Genomic DNA, 17,862 nt, shown 5'->3' with positions numbered 1-17,862 from the left:
TAATCATGCTCCTGGACTTGAGGAGGATCCTGTTCCTGGGATCTTATGTTTCACCCCATAATAACCATTATGGGGTGTTTTTTTATACTAATTAGCCATTAGCAACAGCTTTATATTCCATAATTTCAATAATTTGTACATCAGTATGTTGCATTGCTCGACTAGCTAATGCACAAAGATTCTCGATTGTCATATCAACATCATGAGTGACAATGCCGTCATTACCCGTCACACAGGTATCATCTAGCGCCATTAATACCGCTTTATAAGCGGCACTTGCTCCTGTCGACACTTTCATCGCACAACTGTTAGAGGCACCATCACAAATCACGCCACTAATATCGCCAATCATACTACTAATTGCCATTGCCATGGGTTCATAGCGTTCTTCCATTAACCACGCAATAGCACCAGCAGCTCCCATTGATGCGGTTGTTGCAGCACATAGTGCGGAGAGTGCCGGGAATTTGTGGTGAATATAAATGGCTAATAAATGTGAAAGCATTAATGCTCTTGCCATTTTTTCTTCACTAACCTGTAAATATTCAGCAACCACCACAACAGGCATTGTAGCTGCAATACCTTGATTTCCTGAACCTGAGTTACTCATGGCGGGGAGTACGGCACCGCCCATACGTGCATCAGAAGCCGCTGAAGTGCGGATCATAATTTCAGAAAGCAGATCTTTAGCTAACAAGCCACGTTGTTGCTGGCGTTGTAAGGTTTGACCAATATGCAAACCGTAAGTATTGTTCAAGCCTTCTTTTGATAATGCGTCATTTAATTGCGCCGATTGCAAAATAAAAGAAATTTCTTCTACAGGAGCTTGAGTAATAAACTGATAGATTTCTCGTGTGTTAGTGTTGGTTAAGGCTTGCTTAATTTGGCAAGGCGAGGCCGTTTGTTCAGATTGTGATGATAATTTATCAAGCACTACCTGACCATTATGGATAATTTTAACAATATTAGTATGATCACCTGCAATAATGACGGTGGCACTGTTTTCACCATCTTCAACGGTAACCTCAGAGTAAAGCACCTCTTGGCAGGCTTTTTTTATTGATACGCAGACAATGCCTGAATTTAATAGATTTTTACTCAACTCAACTTGTTCTGGTGTGGCATTTTTTAATACTTCTAGACCTGCTTCACTATCTCCAGCAACAGCCCCTAAACTAGCCGCAATAGATAATCCCACCATACCCGTGCCCGGTACAGTCACTCCCATTCCGTTTTTCATTAAGTTAGGAGAAACCTCTGCGCTAATACGGGTGATATTATGTTGCAGATAACGAGCTGCAGTGGCAGCAGCTAATGCAAGTGAAATGGGTTCGGTACAACCTAAAGCTGGCTTCACTTGTTGCTTAACAGCTTCAATTAATATTTTCCAGTAGGAAGATAATTGTTCTTTCATTGCATTATGTCCAATAAATAGTTTAATAATTCAAGGCGTTATATTGTAATTTTGATGCTTTGATCATACTGAATCTATTGGAGAAAATGTTTTCTGAATTTCCTAAGCGGGTGTAAATTTTGAGAAAAAAATACTATTTACAGATATTAAATTAGTAATATTTTATCTTGGATCAGTGAGGGTTATTGAAGAATTTGATGTAGCAGTAATAGTATCAAATCGAACAAAATAATTTCTTTAATGATAGTTGATGATTATAAATAAAAAACAATAGAATGAATGACTCATTCTATTGTTAGTATAATATCATACTTAATGTGGGCTAACTCAGAATAGTTAAATAAATGACCAGCCAGTGATGATGATAGCATCACTTACACTCATTATTTAACATAGTGAATATTATGACTTTTTGCAGCTTTGGTATAAGAATAATCTGAGGTTTTTTTATAAATATATTTATCTATTTGCATGATGTAGATAATAGTAAAATAATAATTAAAATATTCTTTACTATTTTTTATTTAAAATGATTAACAATAAAATAGTTACTATTAATTTTTAGATGGTGAATATTTATAAATTGCCTGAAGCAAATAAATGCTTCAGGCGAGTTACTTAATAATAAAATATAGCAATAATGGCGCAGTGGAAAACAAAACCAACCATAAGAGGAACAGCGGTTCTTTTTACCACATCAAAGGGTTGCAATTTAGCTCCACTGGAAACCGCAATGATCACGCCTGCCACAGGAGACATGCCGCGTCCCATATGTGACGCCTGCTGCATAGGTAAAATCATTGCAATTGGATTAACCCCCATGCTATGGGCAATTTGTGGAATAAGTTCAACGAATGCAAGGAAAGGTGCATTACCTGAGCCCATAATAATTGCGGCAGCCAATGTCACGATAGCGAACACTAATGCCATGGCAAATGGTGGTAGACCAACAGATTCCGCCATAACGATCAGGCTGTCTATTGCACCACTGACTTTAATACCATGAGCAAAAACACCCGCTGCGACTAATAGCCCAACAACATTACTAAATGCAGAACCCATACCCTTTAGAAAATGTTGGAAGCCTGCACACACTGATTTAAAATCACGTAAGCGTAATGTTTCAATCAGCATACAAATTGCCATTGAAATTAATACAATAGTGACGACATCAAGGTGAATACCTTCAACAAATAGGCTTGATGAACTTACTGCCATAATAATAGGTAACATTGGCAGTAGGGCATAAAAGCCGGGGATATTTTTATCACTTTTGGCTTCTTCTGCTATTTTTCCTAATTGGGGTACAAAACCCGCTTTGCGATCACAATGGCGTTGCCAGAAGATATGGGTAATACCAACAGCTAATACAGTTGCAATCGCCGCAGGCCCTTGGTAGTAAAGCACATACTCAACCACGCCTAAGTCAACCGCTTTTGCACCTCGAATAGCATCAATCGCTGTTGGCGTGTAAGCAACGCCTAATGAAGTTGCAATGACACCGGCAGCAGATGCTGGAGATAAACCTAGTCCTATCATAATGGGGAACATGGTACCCATTAGTAGAACGGCCAATCCTGTGGCTGACGGAATAGCAAGTTGCAAAATACTCGCGAGTAAAAAAGAGAAAAATAGCAACACATAAGGTGAGCGCATATTTTTCAATGGGCGAGTTGCAACACGTACAACAGCTTCATTAGCACCAATATGATCCATATAATGGGCGAATCCCATGAGTGCCATGATCATCAGACCTAAATCTGCAGCACGACTACTAAAGAGATCACGCATAACCTCAAAGGGATCTAGCCAGCTAATACCGGTTGTTTTGACATTTTTAGGCAGAATATCTCCCCAACCAAATATCATTGTTAGTGCCATTAAGATTAAACCAGCAACTAACAAAACCGGCTCGGCTTTATATCCTTTTAAGATCATTCTAGCGACAATAATAACGACAATTAAGACCGCAAGAATTTGGATCATGCTTTAGCTCCGGGGGCAAAACGCTCTGCGGTGATCTTAACGACAGATTTCAATACATCGCTGGCAGCATAAAGCGATTTAACGGGAAGATATTCATAAATAGAGTGGAAATTGTGCGCCCCGGTAAAGATATTAGGGCAAGGTAATCCTTTTTGCGATAATGCTGCTCCATCATAGCCACCCCGCATAGGGATTGGACGAGGGGTAATACCATTGGCTTTATAAGCATCAATAGCAATATCGATAGGATATCGATTTTCACCTTGTAGGCTATTAAAGACATTTGCATAACGATCGGCTTGCTTACAAACAACAGTCCCTTCACCCCATAACGCTTCACATTGCTCTGAAAGTTGTTTTAAAAATGCCATACGATGGGCGTAGCCTGCTTCTGTGAAATCACGCACATCCATTTTTAATACAGTACGTGCGCTATTACCCGCCAGTTGTTTTACCCAATAATAACCTTCACGACCTTCAGTATATTCCGGTGCTTCACCGCCCGGTAACATCGCAATAAATTTATGAGCCATTAACAGTGAATTTTTTAATTTACCTTTTGCTGACATAGGGTGTGCTGAGGTTCCGATAAAGGTTATTTCAACATCACCGGCATTCCAATTTTCATATACAAGTTCACCAATACCACAACAATCTAAGGTATAAGCAAAGTCTGCGCCGAATTCTGTTACATCAAAGGCTTTTGCACCACGTAAACCTTGCTCTTCATCGGGTACAAAACCAATTTTAACTGTACCGTGTTTGACTTCTGGATGTTGTTTAAAATATTGCAACATATCCATAATAGAGGCGATAGCCGCTTTGTCGTCAGCGCCTAATAAGCTAGTACCATCTGTTACGATGATATCGTCACCAATATAGTTTTCTAATTCAGGGAATTCACTTTGACGTAAAAAAATCTCAAGTTCTTTGTTTAAGCAAAGGTCGCCACCTTTATAAGGTAAAATTTGTGCTTTAGTATCATTAGTTTGTTCTGCACTGGTATCTAAGTGACCAAAGAAAGCCACGGTAGGAACCTCATAATCAAGGTTAGAAGGTAGTGTCGCGGTAACAATGGCGGTATCGCGAATTTTGATATCTTCAACACCTAACGCCTTTAACTCTTCGACTAATTGTAAAGCGAGGACTCGCTGACCTTCCGATGAAGGCATAATCCCCGCGGCGCCATTTTCTCTATTTGTTGTAGTATTCACCTTGGTGTAAGAAATAAACCGATCAACAATGTTCATGATTAGACTCCGTTGTGTTTTTTGTATTTTATTTAATAAAATTCTGTTGTCTCATTATTGAGAATGAACAACAGTTACTTTTATCACAAAAAAAGCATTAAAGAATTATAAAAAAATAATTTTTTTTACAAGAAAATTTTAATGTTAATCAATGTTTAATTTTTGTTTTTTCATTATTAAAAAACTGTTTTTAATTATGAAAATATTTTAAAGTATAATTATTTTTAGAAAAAACAAAAATAAGTTTTTGCTAGTGTAATTTATTGATTTTTTTAGTGATTTTTGATGTTTAAAATTATTTGTGAAGATAGTGGTGAGTAATTAACTAAAAATTAATTACTTATTGATAGAATTTAGCGAAAGTATAATATTTAATTCTGCTAAATCTATTAGGGAGCAGATATGCAAATTAAAAGTTATTTTAAAAACACTCCATTATCGCTAAAAAGCATTAATAATGAGAGTTATAAATTTAATACAAAATTGAAATCAGCTATATTAAGTTGTTATAATACAATATCCTCTTTTATAAAACCATTTTTTCATAAAACTTCAAATAATTCAGAATTTAAAGTTCATATTTCTAATATTGAAAATATGAAAAAGAATGAAAATATACAATCAGATAATAAAGTAATAAACACGCCTCACTCAATGAAAGATGATAATGATAAATTTGGAGATTTATCTAAAGTACACAAAAAGTTTAAAGTTGATGAAATAATAAATTTAATCATTAATGATATTATCTCTGTTTTAGAAGAAAAACCTACATTAGAGAAAGGAAAAATTATACAATTTGAGGATGAGTTACATTCTCACTCTAAAAGTATTTTATCATCTACTAATGACTTGTCTTTAACTGAGATTAAAAATAAATTTTTAGCATCAATCATCGATAGCATATTAACTTCAGACGAAAAAATAAAATCTGAATTTGGGAATATTAATAATTATAAATATTTTTTATCAAATAGTATAAATGAGACGGTTAGTCGTTCACTGGCTAAAGATAAAAATCTTGTAAAAAATGGCGATAAATAAAATGATAAGCATGAATTATAAAGCTTAAATAAATTTAAAATCATTAATGAATAATGTAGCAAGTTAACTTATTTATAGCTAGTTTCTCAAGGCCTAATAATATTATTAGGCCTTGAAAGAGCATCAAATATCTAAGCGCTTAGCTTGCCATTTACGAGAGCGCCAACGCCATGCATTTGTTAAGCCTCGTAGCCACTCATCGCAAAGAAAACCTATCCAAATCCCAATTAAACCCATTTCCATTTTTATACCAAGGAAATAGCCAATAGGAATAGCAACTCCCCACATAAAACAAACGGCTGTAATGAGTGGGAATTTGGCATCTCCGGCTGCACGTAACGCATTAACCATAACAATATTAAATGTACGCCCAGGCTCCAAAAAGACCGATAAAATAAATAAAGGCAACAGTTGGTCGATAATGCGTTGATCTTCGGTGATAGAATACAAAATAGGATCACGCATAAACCAATAAATAATCACCACACCAATAGTAAATAGCACACCTGCTTTTAAGCTTTTAAAACCCCGTGTAAATGCATCATCAAATCGTTTTGCACCAACTAAATGACCGACTAATATTTCATTACCAATGCTAATCGCAATGCCAAATAACATTAAGAATAATGATAGTTGGAAATAGAGTGTTTGTGCGGCGAGAGGAACTTCTCCCATTAATCCTATAAAGGCAGAGGCGGTCATATAATGTAGAATCCACACTAGGTTTTCACCTGCAGCAGGTAAACCAATATGTAGAATTTTAGCTAACATATTTTTAGACCAAATCACTAATAGTCTTATATCGAACTTAATTCTTAATCCATAGAATAAAAGACCACATAATAAGACAACGGCAATAATACGACCGACAACCGTTGACCATGCAACACCCACTAAACCGTATTGTGGAAGCCCAAAGAAACCATATAGTACAATCATATTGCCGATAACAGTGACAATATTGGCAATTAACGTCACATACATCGCCGCTTTCGATTTACCATAAACCCGCAAACAGGCTGCTAAGATAATTGAAATTGCTTCAGGAATAAGACAAATCCCCAAAATATGGAGATAGTTATAGCCATCTTGTACTAAATGCTCTGGCGTATTCATTACATTTAGAATGTTGTAGCCAAAAAAGAGAATAATAATGGCACTACTAAAGCCCAGCAAAAAGTTAAAGGCGATAGAAATATGAATAGCTTGACTGGCTTTATCGCGCTTACCGGCGCCTAAATATTGAGCAATAACAACGCTACATCCCACGCTAATAAAGTTAAATATGGTGATAAAAAGATCAAAAACTTGGTTACCTACGCCCATTGCAGCTAAATAGGCAGTAGAGACATGACTTATCATGTAAGTGTTAATCAATAGCGTGGCAAGATGAAGAAAAATATCAATAAAAATAGGCCAGCTAAGGGAAAAAAGTGAGCGATCCGCTACATCAGATTGATGCATTGAAAACCTTCTTAAAAACGAGTGAAATAGTGTTGTAAATATAATCAGAGGAAAGTGGAGCGATTTTACATGCTTTATGAATAAGGGAATAGCTAAATTGATGAACCAGTAGCAAAAAAACTTTTTATATGGTTTATTCGTTGATTATTAAACATTATTATCATTCAATAATGATTAACAACGAGAACAGGGAAATAAATGAATACTAAAATAAAAGTCGCTATTGTGGGCTATGGCAATATTGGGCGCTTTGCACTAGATGCAGTACTTGCAGCACCTGATTTTGAGTTAGTGGGGGTAGTTCGCCGTGATAGTCAAAATATTCCAGATGAACTGCGAAATATAACAGTAACAAATGATATTAAAAGCTTAGGTAAGGTGGATGTTGCTTTATTATGTTCACCAACGAGAGCCATTAAAGATTTGGCTAAATCGATATTGAGCTTAGGTATTAATACCGTTGATAGTTTTGATGTCCACAGTGATATCGTTGCATTAAAAACAGAACTGGATGAGGTGGCGAAAAAGCATAACCGTGTTGCAGTGATTTCAGCGGGTTGGGATCCGGGTTCAGACTCTATTATTCGTACCTTAATGTTAGCTATGGCACCTAAAGGTATTACCTACACTAATTTTGGTCCCGGTATGAGTATGGGTCATAGTGTTGCCGCTAAAGCTATTGATGGGGTAAGAGATGCGTTATCAATGACTATTCCATTAGGTACTGGTGTTCATCGGCGTATGGTTTATGTTGAATTAGAAACGGGTGCTAACTTTGCACAGGTTGAGCAAGCCATTAAGGCCGACAGCTATTTCTCATCTGATGAAACACATATTAAACAAGTTGATAGTGTTGATAGCTTAAAAGATGTTGGTCACGGAGTACAAATGACCCATAAAGGGGTGTCAGGCAAAACACACAATCAATTATTTGAATATGCTATGCATATTAATAATCCAGCATTAACATCTCAATTTATGGTTTCTGCAGCCAGAGCAAGTATGAAACAACAAGCGGGTGCCTATACTGTGATTGAAATTCCCCCCGTTGATTTTTTAGCAGGGGATTTAAATACATTAATCGCAAAACTGGTGTAATCAGTTAGGCTTCTTGCAAATAAAATATTGCCCACATGATGTGGGCAATAGGATCAACGCTTAGGCAAACTTGATGATTTGAGATTAGCGTTTAATATTTTTAAACTCTTTTGTTGTTGCAGTTAAAGCGACTTCTGTTGGTAAACGTTCCATTGAACTTGCGCCATAAAAACCATGGCAATCAGGACAGTTATCAAGGATATATTGCGCATCTTTTGGTGTTGCTATAGGGCCACCATGACAAAGTACAATCACGTCAGAGCGTACGGATTTTGCTGCTTTTGCCCAATCGTTAATAAGGGCGACACAATCATCTAAAGTAACGGCTGTTTCTGCACCAATATTGCCACCAGTGGTTAAACCCATATGAGGAACAATAATATCTGCACCAGCTTGTGTCATTGCAATGGCATCTTCACGACTAAAAACATAAGGTGTTGTGAGTAAGCCTTTTTCATGTGCTTTACGGATCATCTCTACTTCAAGAGCATAACCCATACCCGTTTCTTCTAGATTAGCGCGGAAGTTACCATCAATTAAACCAACGGTTGGGAAGTTTTGTACGCCAGCAAAACCGATGGCTTTAACGTCATCTAAAAACTTATCAAAATTGCAGAATGGATCTGTACCATTAACCCCGGCAAGTACAGGTGTCTGTTTTACAACAGGCAATACTTCTTTTGCCATATCCATAACAATTTCATTGGCATTGCCATAGGCTAATAATCCTGCCAGAGAGCCACGACCCGCCATACGATAACGACCTGAATTATAGATAACAATCAGATCGATACCGCCTGCTTCTTCGCATTTTGCGGAAAGGCCTGTTCCCGCACCGCCACCAATAATAGGCTCTTTACGTGCGATCATGTCATTAAATTTTTTGAGTAACACTTCACGTGAATAAGTCATACTTCTTTCTCCGTGGTTAACAAATAAGTTCCTGGTGTAAATCATAAACTTGCTGATTAAATTCAGCAGAATTTATGTGATATGGACTGATGACTAATTGACGAGTCTCGGTCTCTTTAAATGTTGTTATAAATGCATCAAAAAATGCTTGGTTTGCTTGAGGATCCCAGAATGGTCCCCCTTCAATATCTAAAGCAGAAAAACCGCCCTGTGGAAAAATAAACGTCAGTGGGCCTTCACACTGATTCAATTTTTCAGCGATCCAGATCCCCATTTGACAATTTTCCCTTGGTGTTGTACGCATTAAGGTGACTTGCGAATTATGGTGATAGAAATGACGATCTTTATATTTCTCAGGAACGGTAGCAGGGCGACCAAAGTTCACCATATCCAACGCGCCACAAGAGACGATACAAGGTGTTTTAGTGCGGGCGATGGCACCAAAACGATCTTCATCACAAGCAAGGACACCCTCAAATAAATAATCACATACTTCGGTTGTTGTTAGATCCAGAACACTATGAAGTAAGTGGCTGTCTATCAGTTTTTCCATGGCTTTACCGCCACTCCCCGTCGCATGGAAAACTAAACTGTCATAATTATTTTCAAGTTTTTTAGTTAGTTGTTGAATACAAGGCGTAGTTACACCAAACATCGTTAATGCAACAGCCGGTTTATCAACACTATTTTCGTCTTGGTAAAAATAAACAGCGCCGGCAATTTGGTTGGCCGCATTTCTCAATACCTTACGAGAGATACGGTTTAAGCCGGATACATCTGTTACGGAGTACATCATTGAAATATCGCTAGCGCCGATATATCCGGAGATATCACCGGAAGCCATAGTCGATACCATCAATTTAGGTACGCCAATGGGCAAAGATTGCATTGCTGGTGTAATCAATGCCGTTCCCCCTGAGCCGCCTAATCCTAAAATAGCGAGGACATCGTCACAGTGGGTTAAATAACGTTCAAAAGCGACGGACATTGCTGCGATAGCTTTCCCGCGGTCACCGCAAAACACGGCGTTTTTTCCATCTGGATGGTAACTAGCAACTTGTGCAGCTGTGACGTCAGCTTCTCTTTCTAATGCTGTAGGTTTGGTTGTCAAATCTACGGTTTTGACAGGAAGGCCTGCTTTTTTTATTAATTCACTGACATAAAAAATTTCAGCGCTTTTAGTATCAAGCGTAGTCGCAATATAAATGAAGCCAGCATACTGTTTCATAAGCCTTCCCTTACCTTTTATGATTATTGACGTGTAGATTATAATCACAATGAGACTTGAGTTTCATTTATAATAGCATTATTTTGAGACCCATGTCTCATTATTTTTATTTTTTCTCTTTTAAATGTCGCTTAGGTACACTCAATCGCCTAAAGTAAACTTTAATCGTATTAAGAATAGTTCTTAAAATCAGTATAGTAGCCACGAAAAGTGGAGTAATAGCGAAGGAATTTTTATGAGTTTTAGTCGTAATGAAATAGATACAATGTCAGGTACTCGAAAAAGAACCTACCAATTATTGGTGACAACGGCATTGCAACTTTTTGAACAAGGGATGTTACCTACCGTATCAGAGCTTGCAGCACATGCTGGTGTTTCAAGGGCAACGGCGTATCGCTATTTTCCCACTCAAAGTGATTTAATTAGTGCTACTGTTGATGCAAGTTTAGCACCGATCATTGCATGGCAGCCCACTCCAGAAGATAATACACAACAGCGCATTACTGCGTTGCTCAATCTTGCTTATCCACAAATGTTTAAACATGAAGGGGCGTTGCGTGGCGCATTGCAGGTTTCATTACAGCAGTGGGCTAAAGAGCGACAATCAAGCGAATATACAGAAAAACGATTTATTCGTGGTCATCGTAAAGAGATCTTACTTAAAGTCATCGAACCATTAAAAGCGCATTATCCGCAAGAAATGTGGGATAAAGTGATAAAAGCTTTCTCACTTATTTATGGTTCTGAAGTTTTTTTAGTAATGAAAGATATCTGGAAAATGGATGATCAGCGATCAGCAGGTCATTGATATGACCCAATGGATGGCTAAAGCTATTTTAAATCAGGCAAAGTCAGATTTTCCGATAGATAACGATTAATTATTTGAATAAATCGGTTAAAATTGTATAAATCATTTACGTTTTAGCTATTGTAGGATCGTTATGTCACACAAAACTGCAGACCAAGAGTGGCTGGTAGAACAACTAAAATATATTGCACAAGGCATTGGTAAAACATTATCGCCTTTTTGTGAAGTTGTACTTCATGATCTGACCGATAGTGAAAATACCATTATGGTGATTGAAAATAATCTATCAGGTCGAAAAGTGGGGGATAGAGCAACTGAGCTAGGTATGGCAAGGATTGAATCGTCTGATTTTCCACAAATTGTTGCAAACTATCCTAATCAGTTTCCTGATGGTAGAACAGCTAAAAGTACATCGATTGGTATTAAAGATAAACAAGGCAATTATGTTGCTGCTTTATGTTTAAATATTGATATATCGATGATTAAAGGTTTACAAATGGTATTAAATCAATTTTCGACTCTTGAAGAGGGAAATCATATCATTGAAACTTTTAGCTCAGTAACAGAAGATTCGTTGAAAAAACGTATTGATGAATTTTCTGCAACTTATTCAGTGACACCAAGAGCATTGAAACCGCATCAACGACGCGAATTGCTATTGTGTTTACAGGATGAAGGTTACCTTTCACTTCGCAAAGCGATGGAAATTACTGCGCAATATCTCGGTGTTTCAAGAGCAACAGTGTATAACGATTTAAAAGAATGATTAAACGATAAATTATTTTTTAAATTACAGCGGAATACAAATCATTAAACTAAAAAAAGATATCATTTTTGATATCTTTTTTTATTTCTATTTTAAATTAAATGTGATTTTTATTGTAAATGATTAATTAATTACTACTGTGTTATTTTTGTAAGTATAAATTGATAAAAAGAATAAAATAAACAGTTAATTTATTAATGTAAGGGCAATAAAATGAATAGAGTTAATGGTATTGATGTATTTAATAAGGGAATAGAGTTATCTACTAAGAAAGATTATTTAGGATCATGTTATGTAACTTTTGCAAAGAACATAAAGGATATTTCTAATACAACGGCTAAGCCCAGTTTTATAAAAAAAGTTATTCATATGATGGAACGATTTACAATGTTTTTTGCAATTAGCCAAACCGGTAGAATGGGAATAAGTAATAGAGATGGAAATTTAAATAGATATACTGAAACACTTACTGATTTAAAGATTAAGGTGAAAGATTTAAAGTGTAAGATAGATGAGTTTAATAATAAACTAATAAAAAAAGATACAGTAGATAAGGAAAAAGCTGAGATAGCTACAATTACAGCTGAATATCATAACCTAAACCATTTTCTCTCTTTAATAGAGAATGAAAATTCAAGTTTTAAAGATAGATATAGTTTTTTCAATTATTTAAATGAGTTGCAACGAGCGGAGGCCTTTTGCAGAAATTCATCAAATACAGATTATAATCGTCTGGCGGATGAATTTAAAAATATTATTAAGGAAAGAGTTGAAAGAATAAAAAAAGAAGATGTTATAAAAATATTTAATGAAGTGTTGGTAAGGTATGATAATGAAACTCGATTTAAAAATAGCAATGAAAGAATACTAGCTAATTTTTCAAGTAATAAGGAGAAAGAAAAATTTCTGTCTAAAATAAATTTTCTAGTCTGTGTTTCAAAATATAATCTTCCTCTTATGGTAGAGGTAGAGCAGCTTAAAGAAGAATTTCCAGTACAGTTACGGGAAATAATGAATAAAATTCTTTATGAAGAAAGTATAATGGGTGAAATTCTTAATGAAGCGAATATTGATTGCGTATATAAGTATTCACTTAATAAAGTGCAAAATATTTGGATTGAAGAATATATAAATAAGTTTTATGGTGGTGAAGAAATAATAATGGATAAAAGTACAGATGATAATGTCGCTTATTTTGTGGGGGATTTTGAGTGGGATGATGATGATCTTGATGGAGTTAATAGTACTAATAATGTCAAGTTAGATTCTGAACGTAATCTTTCTGAAGTAAGTGAAATTATTCAGGGAAAATTAAATAAATATGTTAAAGGCGATGAAATATCTGATTTAACTTCTATTCTGGAACAAATAGAAATAGATAAAATAGGAGGAAAAGAAACATATACTTTAATTTCTATTCTGAAAGAGATAGAACGAGGTAAATTAGAAGATAACGAAATATATACTTTAATTTCTACTATGAAAGGGATAGAACTAGATAAATTAGAATGGGACGGAATATATACTTTAATTTCTATTCTGAAAGGGATGGAACTAGATAAATTAGAATGGAAAGAAATATATAATTTAATTTCTATTCTGAAAGGGATGGAACTAGGTAAATTAGAATCGAAAGAAATATATAATTTAATTTCTATTCTGAAAAAGATAGAACTAGGTCAATTAGGATTGAAAGAAATATATACTTTAATTTCTATTCTGAAAGGGTTAGAACTAGGTAAATTAGAATCGAAAGAAATATATACTTTAATTCCTCTTCTGAAAGAGATAGAACAAGGTAAATTAATAGGGAAAGGAATATATAATTTAACTTATATTCAGGAAGAAACAGAACTAGATGAAGATAATATAAATAAGGGTAATTTAAAAGAAGGTGATATAAAATATGCTGATATTGTTGAATTAATTGAAGATCAAGTATTTACACAATTAAATGTAGATGGATTTAACATAATAGATAGCGACTATGCGTTCTCATCTGAATAAGGAAAATAAATATTTTATAGTATAAAATATTTATAATACTTTGTTTAAATAATATTTTTTGTCACTAATCGGATAATTTTCTAAGGTGCCAAAAACTTCAAATCCCTGCTTTTGATAAAAAGGCAGGGCTTGAAAGCTAAAAGTATCCACCTCAGCATATTTGGCACCTTTCTTTTTAGCTGTATTTTCCATTGCTTGCAGTAATTCTGTACCAATATTGTTACCACGATAGGCCTTATCAACCCATAGATAACGAATACGTAGCCAATTACCTAATATATCACCAGTGATCCCACCTATTTTTTTACCATTTTCCTCTTTAAAAACGGCTAAGGGCGTATATTGCTCCATCTGAATATACTGAAGGTTATGTGTTAATAAGCCTTCATAAATTTCGTTGATTTCATTCGTCGTCGGGGCGGTAGTAATTTTTAATGACATAATTAGCTCTTAATATTAATAAAAATAATATTTAAATTATCATTATTTGTTTATTAAATATTTATACCAGTGATAGGATTAGTACCATAATTAAAAAAACTGGATAACACAACATGTCATTTTTAAAAAAACTACCGGGAATTCTGTTTTGTGCACTAATTGGTGGGTTATTAACATTATCTGGTCTACCGATGGCGTTGATGTTTGGGCCAATCGTCGTGGTTATTATTGCTTATCGTTTTAAATGGCAGCTCTCTGTTCCTAAGCATACACTGACTTTTATCCAACTGACCTTAGGCACCTCTGTTGGATTGATGTTTAACCAAGTACATTTAGGGAGTGCGGATAATTTAGTGCTTCTTTTGATTATCCTCGTTATTTGTTTAGCCATTCAATTTGTTGTCAGTTTCTTATGGTTTCATCGTCATATTGGTTGGACAAAAGAAGAGGCTATGTTAGGCGCTGTACCTGGCGCGATGGCGGCTATTCTTGCTTTAACAGATCATACCAAAACACCACCACAAAAAATTGTTATTTCTCATACTATTCGTTTAATCGTATTGATTATTATGGCTGGATTTATTGTTGGCTCAGATAAAGCAACCCTTACGGAGTTTACATTACCTGAAATGACACTGTTGTCATCGATGTGGTTATTATTAATTGTCGCGTTAGGGCTAGTATCTGGGCTTTTATTACAGAAAATTCATTTTCCAGCACCGTTTATGTTGACATCATTAGGCAGTGCAATATTGGTACAATCTTTTGTCAGTGAGCCGATTGCTTTTCCAATGCTATTAAATGAACTCAGTATGGTGTTAATTGGGATGAATATTGGCGCACATTTTGTGGTTTTTCCTTTTGCTTCGTTAATTAAAAATGCTTTTTCCTCTGTGCAGGTGGTCATTATCAACGTTATTTTAACGGTGATCGTTGCATTGAGCGCAGCTTATTTAACAGGGGCTCCCTGGACAACGCTGGTATTAGCTTGGGCACCGGGAAGTATGGAAGCAATGACATTTGCCGCGATCACTATGAATGTCGATGCGGCTTTTGTGATGTCGAATCATATATTGCGCATGTTGATCATTCAAAGTATTCCTTCTATTGCCTTGTTTTACAGTGAACGAAAGCAGAAAAGAAAACGTGAGTAAAATAGCAATAACAGTAAGATATCGACAGATATAATAAATTGAAAAGCCACTGTATCAGTTTGATAGAGTGGCTTTTTTATACAATTAATAGTTTAGTAAGCTAAGTGATTTTTGGGCTAGTAGTTGACATTTTTTGTTATGAGCAATTTGTATATTTTTTAAATCCTGATAACTATCTTCATTAAGCTTGCTCATTGGGAGCATTGAATAATTAGAGACATCCCACTGCTGAGATTGTGAAAAAATAATCAGCGCTCGTTCTATTTTTTGTTTTGAGATCTGCTCATAACCACAATCATTATTTAAAAACAGGTATACCGCGGTTAAATCAGCTAAGTCTTCTGCTTGAGTATAAGTGAGTGCTTTTGCACTAGAAGAAAAAAGCGTGGCAAAAGAAAGAATAATAGTGCAGAACAAAGCGAACATTTTTTTCATTAGTGGTGACATTCCTATATGTGATGATTTCACAAGATTTGTTATTTGACTTAATTAAGTTAAAAGTTTTGCAAAGACCCGTTGCTTTGTGTGGTTTCTATTTGACCTTCCAGTAAGGGGAGACTTTAGCATTGCTCAATAGTTTATCGATAAATTTATTTACCTAATTATGACAAATATAGAGTAATTGATTTTATTCAAAGGAATACATTATGCAACGTCGTGAATTTTTAAAATTAGGGGCAACATTAAGCGCCGTCACACTATTACCAAGTTGGAGCCGTCTCGCATTCGCCCAAACTAACACGCCTTCACTCGCTATTCCACCTCAAATTAGCCCAGACAAACAACAAAAGATTGTTCTTAATATCCAACAAGGTGTTTCCCAGTTTACTGCTACAGCAAGTACAACTACTTGGGGATATAACGGTAGCTTATTAGGCCCAGCATTAAAATTAAAACGTGGTGAACCTGTTACTATTGAGATCAATAACACGCTGCCAGAGACTACGACGGTGCATTGGCATGGTCTTGAGATAAGTGGTGAACAAGATGGAGGTCCTCAAGCAACTATCGCACCGGGTAAATCACGAACAGTAACTTTTACGCCAGATCAAGCGGAGTCGACATGTTGGTTTCATCCCCATACTCATGGGATCACCGGAAAACAGGTGGCAATGGGGTTAGGGGGATTAGTGATCATCGAGGATGACGAAACGGCCAAGCGAAAGTTACCTCACCGCTGGGGAGTGGATGATTTACCGGTTATTTTACAAGACAAACGCTTAGACAGTAACGGTCAAATTGACTATCAACTTGATGTGATGAGTGCTGCAGTAGGTTGGTTTGGCGACATGATGCTCACTAATGGTGCGATTCAACCGCAACACATTGTACCAAAAGGTTGGATTAGATTACGTTTCCTCAATGGTTGTAATGCACGTAGTCTTAATTTAGCCACCAGTGATGGCCGACCAATGTATGTAATTGCTAGCGATGGTGGGTTATTAGCGGAACCAGTCAAAGTGACAGAACTCCCTATTTTAATGGGGGAGCGTTTTGAAGTACTGGTTGATACCTCAGATGGACGTGATTTCGATATTGTCACTTTACCTGTCCGACAAATGGGGATGGTATTAGCGCCATTTGATAATGTATTACCTGTATTACGTCTACTGCCTTCAGCAGAAAAAGCGGTGGGTATTTTACCTGATCAATTAGCCTTAATTCCTGCATTACCATCACTAAGTCATATTGCGACACGTTCATTACATTTACGTATGGATATGCGTTTAGATATGCAAGGTATGATGGCGCTAACGGAGCGTTACGGTGATAAAGCGTTAGCGGGAATTCACCATGGTATGAGTCATATGCGTCAGGGCAATGGAAATGGCATGATGGGGGGCGGCATGAATTGTGGTCATGGCTCTGCGGATGTTGATATTTATAATGCAAATAGCATCAATGGGATCCCATTCTCAATGACCGAACCTGCATTTGATGTTAAACAAGGGGTTTATGAACGCTGGCTGGTTTCTGGTCGTGGCGACATGATGTTACATCCATTCCATGTTCACGGAACACAGTTTCGTATTTTATCGGAAAATGGGCGTAAACCTGAAAAACATCGCCAAGGTTGGAAAGATATTGTCAGAGTGGAAGGGCAAATTAGCGAGATCCTTGTAAAATTTGACCATTTAGCGACAAAGGAACACCCATTTATGGCTCACTGTCACTTATTAGAACATGAAGATACAGGAATGATGGCGGGCTTTACGGTGAGTCGATAATTTTTACTGTAATAAGTAACAAAATTAGCGATAAAAGTTTGCAAAGGGAGTAAAGCTAATAT

The 17,862-nt window shown here is 36.0% G+C and carries 14 protein-coding genes and 1 pseudogene; 7 read left to right on the top strand and 8 right to left on the bottom strand.

The features are described 5' to 3' along the window. Positions 1-91: 91 nt before the first annotated feature. The 3 genes from HMPREF0693_RS09435 to pepT all read right to left on the bottom strand — a co-directional run bounded on the left by HMPREF0693_RS09435 (position 92) and on the right by pepT (position 4,650). Positions 92-1,414 (bottom strand): L-cysteine desulfidase family protein, encoded by a 1,323-nt coding sequence (locus tag HMPREF0693_RS09435; RefSeq protein WP_004245055.1) that lies wholly within the window; start codon positions 1,412-1,414, stop codon positions 92-94. A 618-nt stretch (positions 1,415-2,032) separates the two neighbouring features. Further along, the gene (dcuC, locus tag HMPREF0693_RS09430; protein ID WP_004245054.1) at positions 2,033-3,400 is read right to left on the bottom strand and encodes a C4-dicarboxylate transporter DcuC; all 1,368 of its coding nucleotides are present in this window, start codon (positions 3,398-3,400) and stop codon (positions 2,033-2,035) included. Next, positions 3,397-4,650 (bottom strand): peptidase T, encoded by a 1,254-nt coding sequence (pepT, locus tag HMPREF0693_RS09425; protein ID WP_004245053.1) that lies wholly within the window; start codon positions 4,648-4,650, stop codon positions 3,397-3,399. The genes dcuC and pepT overlap by 4 nt, the downstream gene beginning before the upstream one ends. Positions 4,651-5,052: 402 nt before the next feature. Here pepT and HMPREF0693_RS09420 point away from each other — a divergent pair, with 402 nt between their 5' ends. Beyond that, complete coding sequence (locus tag HMPREF0693_RS09420) at positions 5,053-5,694, top strand: hypothetical protein (RefSeq protein ID WP_004245052.1); 642 nt, start codon at positions 5,053-5,055, stop codon at positions 5,692-5,694. A gap of 123 nt (positions 5,695-5,817) precedes the next feature. Here the strand turns inward: HMPREF0693_RS09420 and HMPREF0693_RS09415 are convergent, their stop codons facing one another. Then, positions 5,818-7,158 (bottom strand): MATE family efflux transporter, encoded by a 1,341-nt coding sequence (locus HMPREF0693_RS09415; protein ID WP_004245051.1) that lies wholly within the window; start codon positions 7,156-7,158, stop codon positions 5,818-5,820. Positions 7,159-7,356: 198 nt separating this feature from the next. On the opposite strand from HMPREF0693_RS09415, the gene HMPREF0693_RS09410 reads away from it, so the two are divergent. Then, entirely contained in the window at positions 7,357-8,256 is a 900-nt protein-coding gene (locus HMPREF0693_RS09410) for a diaminopimelate dehydrogenase (RefSeq protein WP_004245049.1), read from the top strand. 84 nt (positions 8,257-8,340) lie between these two features. Here the strand turns inward: HMPREF0693_RS09410 and HMPREF0693_RS09405 are convergent, their stop codons facing one another. Together HMPREF0693_RS09405 and HMPREF0693_RS09400 are read right to left on the bottom strand one after the other, a co-directional pair. Further along, positions 8,341-9,168, bottom strand: a complete 828-nt coding sequence (locus HMPREF0693_RS09405; RefSeq protein ID WP_004247257.1) for a phosphoenolpyruvate hydrolase family protein — start codon at positions 9,166-9,168, stop codon at positions 8,341-8,343. A gap of 16 nt (positions 9,169-9,184) precedes the next feature. Further along, positions 9,185-10,396, bottom strand: a complete 1,212-nt coding sequence (locus HMPREF0693_RS09400) for a Tm-1-like ATP-binding domain-containing protein (protein ID WP_036932366.1) — start codon at positions 10,394-10,396, stop codon at positions 9,185-9,187. 235 nt (positions 10,397-10,631) lie between these two features. On the opposite strand from HMPREF0693_RS09400, the pseudogene HMPREF0693_RS09395 reads away from it, so the two are divergent. The 3 genes and pseudogenes from HMPREF0693_RS09395 to HMPREF0693_RS09385 all read left to right on the top strand — a co-directional run bounded on the left by HMPREF0693_RS09395 (position 10,632) and on the right by HMPREF0693_RS09385 (position 13,977). Then, positions 10,632-11,274, top strand: a pseudogene (locus tag HMPREF0693_RS09395) (TetR/AcrR family transcriptional regulator). 63 nt (positions 11,275-11,337) lie between these two features. Further along, positions 11,338-11,970 (top strand): helix-turn-helix transcriptional regulator, encoded by a 633-nt coding sequence (locus tag HMPREF0693_RS09390; protein ID WP_004245045.1) that lies wholly within the window; start codon positions 11,338-11,340, stop codon positions 11,968-11,970. A 213-nt stretch (positions 11,971-12,183) separates the two neighbouring features. Continuing rightward, a complete protein-coding gene (locus HMPREF0693_RS09385) occupies positions 12,184-13,977 on the top strand; it encodes a hypothetical protein (RefSeq protein ID WP_004245044.1) in 1,794 nt (597 codons plus the stop codon). Between the two features lie 30 nt (positions 13,978-14,007). Here the strand turns inward: HMPREF0693_RS09385 and HMPREF0693_RS09380 are convergent, their stop codons facing one another. Then, on the bottom strand, positions 14,008-14,418 hold the full coding sequence (locus HMPREF0693_RS09380) for a GNAT family N-acetyltransferase (RefSeq protein ID WP_004245043.1): 411 nt from the start codon (positions 14,416-14,418) through the stop codon (positions 14,008-14,010). Between the two features lie 113 nt (positions 14,419-14,531). Here HMPREF0693_RS09380 and HMPREF0693_RS09375 point away from each other — a divergent pair, with 113 nt between their 5' ends. Beyond that, the gene (locus HMPREF0693_RS09375) at positions 14,532-15,572 is read left to right on the top strand and encodes an AbrB family transcriptional regulator (protein ID WP_004245042.1); all 1,041 of its coding nucleotides are present in this window, start codon (positions 14,532-14,534) and stop codon (positions 15,570-15,572) included. An 84-nt stretch (positions 15,573-15,656) separates the two neighbouring features. Here the strand turns inward: HMPREF0693_RS09375 and HMPREF0693_RS09370 are convergent, their stop codons facing one another. Further along, the gene (locus HMPREF0693_RS09370; protein ID WP_004245041.1) at positions 15,657-16,007 is read right to left on the bottom strand and encodes a YacC family pilotin-like protein; all 351 of its coding nucleotides are present in this window, start codon (positions 16,005-16,007) and stop codon (positions 15,657-15,659) included. Positions 16,008-16,219: 212 nt separating this feature from the next. Between HMPREF0693_RS09370 and cueO the strand changes: the two genes are divergently transcribed. After that, positions 16,220-17,800 carry a multicopper oxidase CueO gene (cueO, locus tag HMPREF0693_RS09365; RefSeq protein ID WP_004245040.1) on the top strand — a complete coding sequence of 527 codons (1,581 nt, stop codon included), beginning with the start codon at positions 16,220-16,222 and terminating at the stop codon, positions 17,798-17,800. Positions 17,801-17,862 lie beyond the last annotated feature (62 nt).

The sequence above is a fragment of the Proteus mirabilis ATCC 29906 genome (genome assembly GCF_000160755.1).
In the GTDB taxonomy this organism is placed as follows: domain Bacteria; phylum Pseudomonadota; class Gammaproteobacteria; order Enterobacterales; family Enterobacteriaceae; genus Proteus; species Proteus mirabilis.
The sequence above is the reverse complement of the archived record's forward strand: the minus strand, read 5'-3'. Positions and strand labels throughout refer to the sequence as shown.